At 69.1% G+C, this 6,156-nt stretch carries 6 protein-coding genes; all 6 read right to left on the bottom strand.

The genetic code is table 11. The features are described from left to right. Positions 1–1,108 (bottom strand): 5'-3' exonuclease H3TH domain-containing protein (locus JNW89_RS24695; protein WP_309140025.1); only part of this gene is annotated, 1,108 nt, incomplete at its 3' end. Positions 1,109–1,246: 138 nt separating this feature from the next. Continuing rightward, entirely contained in the window at positions 1,247–1,960 is a 714-nt protein-coding gene (locus JNW89_RS24700) for an ABC transporter ATP-binding protein (RefSeq protein ID WP_238450685.1), read from the bottom strand. After that, complete coding sequence (locus JNW89_RS24705; RefSeq protein ID WP_238450686.1) at positions 1,947–2,888, bottom strand: ABC transporter ATP-binding protein; 942 nt, start codon at positions 2,886–2,888, stop codon at positions 1,947–1,949. Before JNW89_RS24705 ends, JNW89_RS24700 begins: the two co-directional genes overlap by 14 nt. Further along, positions 2,881–4,038: a branched-chain amino acid ABC transporter permease gene (locus JNW89_RS24710; RefSeq protein WP_238450688.1), complete on the bottom strand. Its 1,158-nt coding sequence runs from the start codon at positions 4,036–4,038 to the stop codon at positions 2,881–2,883. The genes JNW89_RS24705 and JNW89_RS24710 overlap by 8 nt, the downstream gene beginning before the upstream one ends. Beyond that, positions 4,035–5,015: a branched-chain amino acid ABC transporter permease gene (locus JNW89_RS24715; RefSeq protein ID WP_238450690.1), complete on the bottom strand. Its 981-nt coding sequence runs from the start codon at positions 5,013–5,015 to the stop codon at positions 4,035–4,037. The genes JNW89_RS24710 and JNW89_RS24715 overlap by 4 nt, the downstream gene beginning before the upstream one ends. A 64-nt stretch (positions 5,016–5,079) precedes the next feature. After that, a partial coding sequence (locus JNW89_RS24720; RefSeq protein ID WP_255541197.1) for a branched-chain amino acid ABC transporter substrate-binding protein occupies positions 5,080–6,156 on the bottom strand: 1,077 nt, incomplete at its 5' end.

A 6,156-nucleotide genomic window follows, 5' to 3' on the forward strand; every position in this document is an offset into this window, starting at 1 on the left:
GGCGGAACACCGGGCGGCGCGGCGGCGGACCGGCAGGTGAACAATGGACCAACGGCTCGGACGCGACGCCTGGTGCGTCGCCGGCCCGGCCGGCATCCTGACGCTCACGGCGGAGTCCCGGGGTGCCGACCGGGGCGTGCGTCTCCAGCCAGCCGGCCAGCGCGCCCGGCTCGGTCAGCACCTCGCCGGCCAGGTCGAACCCGGCCTCGGCCTCCGGCTCGACGGCCTCCAGGTACTGGTAGAGGCGGTCGCGCAGGATGCGGAACTGGAGGGTGTCGAAGACCTGGTGCACGGCCTCCCGGTCCCAGCCGGTCCAGCGGGCGTCCTCGGGACGCAGCGGCAGGTCGAGGTCGGAGACCAGGCAGTTGATCTCATAGTTGCGGATCACCCGGGACAGCTGGGCCCGCAGGTTGTCGCCGGCCTTGCCCTTGATCGCGTCGGCGCTGGCGACCACACCGTCGACGCCGCCGTACAGGTTGATCCACTTGGCGGCGGTCTTCGGGCCGACGCCGTCGACGCCGGTGAGGTTGTCGCTGTCCTCGCCGACCAACGCAGCCAGGTCGCGGTAGCGCTCGGGGCCGACGCCGTACTTCGCCTCGACCGCGGCCGGGTCCATCCGGGCCAGGTCGGAGACGCCCTTGCGCGGGTAGAGCAGGGTGACCCGCTCGCCGACGAGCTGGAGGGCGTCCCGGTCGCCGCTGCTGATCAGCACCTCCATGCCCTGGTCGCGGGCCTGGCAGGCGAGCGTGGCGATGACGTCGTCGGCCTCGAAGCCCTCCTTCTCCACCACCGGGACGCGCAGCGCGTCGAGGACCTCCTTGATCAGGCTGACCTGGCCCTTGAAGTCGGTCGGGGTCTCCTTGCGGCCGGCCTTGTACTCGGCGTACTTCTCGGTGCGGAAGGAGCGGCGGGAGACGTCGAAGGCGACGACGATGTGCGTCGGCTGCTCGTCGCGGAGCACGTTGATGAGCATCGAGGTGAAGCCGTAGACCGCGTTGGTCGGCTGCCCGGTCGTGGTGGAGAAGTTCTCCACCGGCAGGGCGTGGAAAGCCCGGTATGCCATCGAGTGTCCGTCGACGAGGAGCAGGCGCGGGGTCGTAGCTGTCACGGCAGCGACTCTAGTCGCAACGCCCGACATCTCCGGCCGGCGGCACCGCGCTCGGCGGAGGGAAACCGACATCCGGGCAGACGCCGGACGGCCGCCCGCCCCCTGGGGGACGGACGGCCGCCGACGCTACGACGCGGCTCAGGCCACGCCGAGGTACGCCTCCTTGACCGCCGGGTCGGTGAGCAGGTCCTGACCGGACCCCTCCTTCACGATCCGACCGGTCTCCAGCACGTAGCCCCGGTGCGCCCGGGACAGCGCCTGCTGGGCGTTCTGCTCCACCAGCAGGATCGTGGTGCCCTGCTGGTTGATCTCCGTGATGATGTCGAAGATCTGCCGGATGACCATCGGGGCCAGACCCATCGACGGCTCGTCGAGCAGCAGCAGCTTCGGACGGCTCATCAGCGCCCGGCCGACGGCGAGCATCTGCTGCTCACCGCCGGAGAGCGTGCCGCCGGCCTGCTTGCGCCGCTCGGCCAGCCGCGGGAAGAGGGTCAGCACCCGGTCCAGGTCGGCGGCGATGCCGGCGGAGTCCCGCCGGGTGTACGCCCCCATGTCCAGGTTCTCCATCACCGTCATACCGGGGAAGATCTGCCGACCCTCGGGCGACTGGCACAGCCCCCGGACGACCCGCAGGTCGGCCCGGAGCTTGCTGATGTCCTCGCCGTTGAAGGTGATGCGGCCATTGGCCAGCGCCCGGGTCCCGGAGATGGCCCGCATGGTGGTGGTCTTGCCGGCGCCGTTCGCGCCGATCAGGGCCACCACCTCGCCCTCGTTGACGGTCAGGCTGATGCCGTGCAGGGCCTCGATGCGGCCGTACGCGACGCTCACGTCTTCCAGCTCAAGCAGCGTCATCGGCGGACTCCCCCAGGTATGCGGCGATCACCTTCGGGTCCCGACTGACCTCGGCGGGCGCCCCTTCGGCGATCTTGCGGCCGAACTCCAGCACCACGATCCGGTCGGTGACCCCCATGACCAGGCGCATGTCGTGCTCGATGAGCAGCACGGTCAGCCCCATGTCACGGATCTTCCGGATCAGGGCGAGCAGTTCCTCCTTCTCCGCCGGGTTGAAGCCGGCGGCCGGCTCGTCCAGGCAGATCAGCTTCGGCTCGGTGGCCAGCGCCCGGGCGATCTCCAGCCGGCGCTGGTAGCCGTAGGGCAGGTTGCGGGCCTCGTCGTTGGCCCGGTCGGCGATTCCGACGAAGCGCAGCAGCTCCAGCGCCTTGGCCTCGGCGGCCCGCTCCTCCAGGATGTGCCGGGACAGCCCGAAGGTCTGCGCGCACGACCGGCGCAGCTGCTGCCACGACCGCTTGATGCCGTCCGGGGCGGTGACCTGCGGGACCTCGTGCGGCTTCGGCTTGAACCGGGGCAGCCGGAACAGCGCCCCGGGCACGCTCGTCTTGTGCCGGGAGTCGGTCCCGACCATGACGTTCTCCAGCGCGGTCATCTCCGGGAACAGGCGGATGTTCTGGAACGTCCGCGAGATGCCCAGCCGGCTGATCTGGTGCGGCTTGCGCCCGGTGACCCGCTCGCCGCGGAACCGGACCGCCCCGGAGGTGGGCCGGTAGACCCCGGTCATCACGTTGAAGCAGGTGGTCTTGCCGGCGCCGTTCGGGCCGATCAGACCGAGGATCTCCCCCTCGTGGATCTGGAAGTTGATCCCGTTGAGGGCGACCACGCCGCCGAAGCGGAGCGTGACGTCGTCGATCTCGAGCAGCACCGGCCGCGGACCCGGCTGCGCCGGGATCTTCGGCGTGGCAGTGCTGGTGGTCTCGTCAGACATGAGCGGGCGCCTCCTCTGCCTCCGCCGCGCGGTCCTTCAGCTCACGGGCTCGCCGCCGGCTGGGGACGAGGCCCTGCGGACGCAGGATCATCACCAGCACCATGGCCAGACCGAAGGCCAGCCACCGGTAGTCGGCGATCTCCCGGAACCGCTCCGGAAGGTAGGCCAGCAGCACCGCACCGAGCGAGACCCCGACCATGTTCCCCGAGCCGCCGACCACGACCATGGCGACGAAGAGGATGGAGAGGTTCGCGTTGAACTGGGTCGGGTCGATGAACGCGTTCCGGCTAGCGAAGAGGAACCCGGACAGGCCGCCGAGCGCCGCGCCGATGGCGAACGCCCACAGCTTGAACTTGAACGGGTAGACCCCCATCACCGCCGCGGCGTCCTCGTCCTCGCGGACGGCCAGCCAGGCGCGGCCGACCCGGCTGCGCTCCAGCCGGCGCACCGCGAAGACCATCAGCAGCACCACGGTGATCGCCAGCCAGTACCACGGCTTCGCGTCGATCAGGCCGAACCACTCGTTCTCCGCCGCCGGCGGACCCTCCGGGCCCGGGATCGCGGAGATGCCCTGCGGGCCGTTGGTCACACCGTTGGCGTTGCGGGCCACGATGCGGATGATCTCGCCGAAGCCCAGCGTGACGATCGCCAGGTAGTCACCGCGCAGCCGCAGCGTCGGCCAGCCCAGCAGCACCCCGAAGACCATGGTCAGCACGATCGCGATGAGCAGACAGATCGCCCACGTCACCGCCCAGGTCGGCGGCAGGTCGAACTTGTTCTGGATCGCCTTCACCACCGGCGAGTTCACCGAGCCGAACAGCGCCACGCTGTACGCGCCGACGGCGAAGAAGCCGATGTAGCCGAGGTCGAGCAGGCCGGCCAGGCCGACCACCACGTTCAGACCGATCGCGACCAGCACGTAGATGGCGCAGACGAACAGCACGCCGGCCCAGTTGTTGCCACCGGCGATCGAGTCGGTGCGCAGCCAGGTCAGGCCGGGGATGCCGAGCAACGGCAGGTAGTAGAGGAACGCCACCATGGCGACCAGCGCCGCGACCTGCTGCCACTTCGGCAGCGCCCTGAATCGGTCACCGACGGAGGTCAGCATGCTGACCCGACGGCGGTCTGCGTTCCGGATCTTGTCGATCATGCGCGGGCCCTCCCGAGCGACTCACCCAACAGGCCGGTCGGGCGGAACATCAGCACCACGATGAGGACGATGAACGCGATGACGTCCTCCCAGTTCGAGGCGAAGAGCGTGGCGCCGTAGACCTCGACGATGCCGAGGAACAGGCCACCGACCAGCGCGCCCCGCAGGTTGCCGATACCGCCCAGCACCGCGGCCGTGAACGCCTTGAGGCCGAGCACGAAGCCGATGCTGTTCTGGGTGAAGCCGAAGCGCATGCTCCACAGCAGCGCGGCCGCGCCGGCCATGATCCCGCCCAGCACGAAGATCAGCATGATCACGCGCTCCTGGTTGACGCCCATCAGCGCGGCCGTCTCCGGGTTCTGCGCCACCGCCCGCACGCCCCGGCCGTAGCGGGTGCGGTTGATGAACCAATCGAGGAGGGCCATCATCACCACGGCGGAGACGAAGACGATCACCTGGATGTTGGTGATGGCGGTGTTGCCGATCTCGAACAGGGTCTCCTGCTTGATGATCGTCGGCATGCCGACGATCTGCCGGCCGCCGAACAGCGACGGCAGCGCGCCGCCCGCCACGTCGGGCAGGAGCAGGCCGAAGACCTCGACCAGCACCAGGGAGAGGCCGATCGCGGTGATCAGGAAGATCAGCGGCGGCGCGTTCTTGCGCCGCAGCGGGCGGTACGCGATCCGCTCGATCGCCAGGGCCGTGCCGCCCGAGGCGACCGCCGCGGCGATCAGGCCGAGCACCAGGAAGAGGATGGCCTGGCCGGCCGGGGGGTTATTTTCCACCCCGAAGGCGGTCCACACGCCCAGCACCGCGAAGGTGCCGACCATGAAGACCTCGGAGTGGGCGAAGTTGATCAGTCGCAGTACGCCGTAGACGAGGGTGTAGCCCAGGGCGATCAGGGCGTAGATCGCCCCCTTGGACAACCCGTCGACGGTGTGCTGGCCGAGGTGGCCGAAGAGTTCGTCGAAATTCACCGGGGTCTCCTTGCATCGAGTGCGGCCGGGGACGACACCCCGGCCGCACTCCAGTGCCATGACGTCAGCTGAGCTTGAGCTCCTGCAGAGCAGTGATCTCCGTGCCCTTGATCTGGTACGCCCAGATGACGACCTTCGACGGGTCGACATCGCCCTTGTCGTCGAACTTGATGTACTTCGAGACGCCCTGCTTGTCGTAGGACTTCACGTAGGCGAGGATGTCGGCCCGGCTCTTCTTGCCGTCCTTGAACGCGTCCAGGTAGATCTGCGCCGCGTCGAAGCCCTCAGCGCCGTAGGAACCCGGCGCCTGGCCGAACTCCTTCTGGTAGTCGGCGGAGAAGGTGCCGCCGGCCTTGTCGGCCGGGAGGCAGGGGCAGGTGATGATGGCGCCCTCGGCGCCACCCGACGCGCCCTGCGGGAACGCCGGGTCGTACAGACCGTCCGGGCCGACGAACTTGGCCTGGACACCGGCCGCGCGCATCTGCTTGACCAGCGGGGCCGCCTCACGGGTGTAACCGCCGTAGAAGACGAAGTCCGCCTGCGCCGCCTTGATCTTGGAGATCGTCGCGTCGAACTGCGACTGCTTCTCCTGGATCTTGTCGGTGCCGGCGAGCTGCAGGTTCTTGCCCAGCTCGGCGGTGATGCCCGCGCCGTAGGCGCTGCCGTCGTCGATGGCGAAGACCTTCGCCGCGTTCTGCGACTTGAGGTAGGTGGCCACGGCGCCCGCCTGGGTGCCGTCGTTGCCGACCACCCGGAAGAAGGACTTGTTGCCCTTCTGGGTCAGGTCGGTCCGGGTCGCCGACGGGCTCACCATGGCCAGGCCAGCGGCCTGGTAGATCGGCATGGTGGCGTCGGACTCGCCGGAGAAGTGACCACCGATGACGCCGAGGAACGAGTTGTCACCGGCGATCTGGTTCGCGAACGGGGTCGCCACCGCAGGGTCACCCTGGGTGTCGAACTCCTGCATGGTGACCTTGCAGTCCTTGTTCTTCTCGTTGAACTGCTTGACGGCGAGCTTCGCGCCGTTCAGCGACGGGATCACCAGGCCCGCGTTGTCACCGGTGAACGCACCGAAGATAGCGATCTTGCCACCGCACTCGCCGGACGCGGTGCCGCTGCCACCACCAGAATCCTGGCAACC

The sequence above is a fragment of the Micromonospora sp. 4G55 genome, assembly GCF_016803375.1.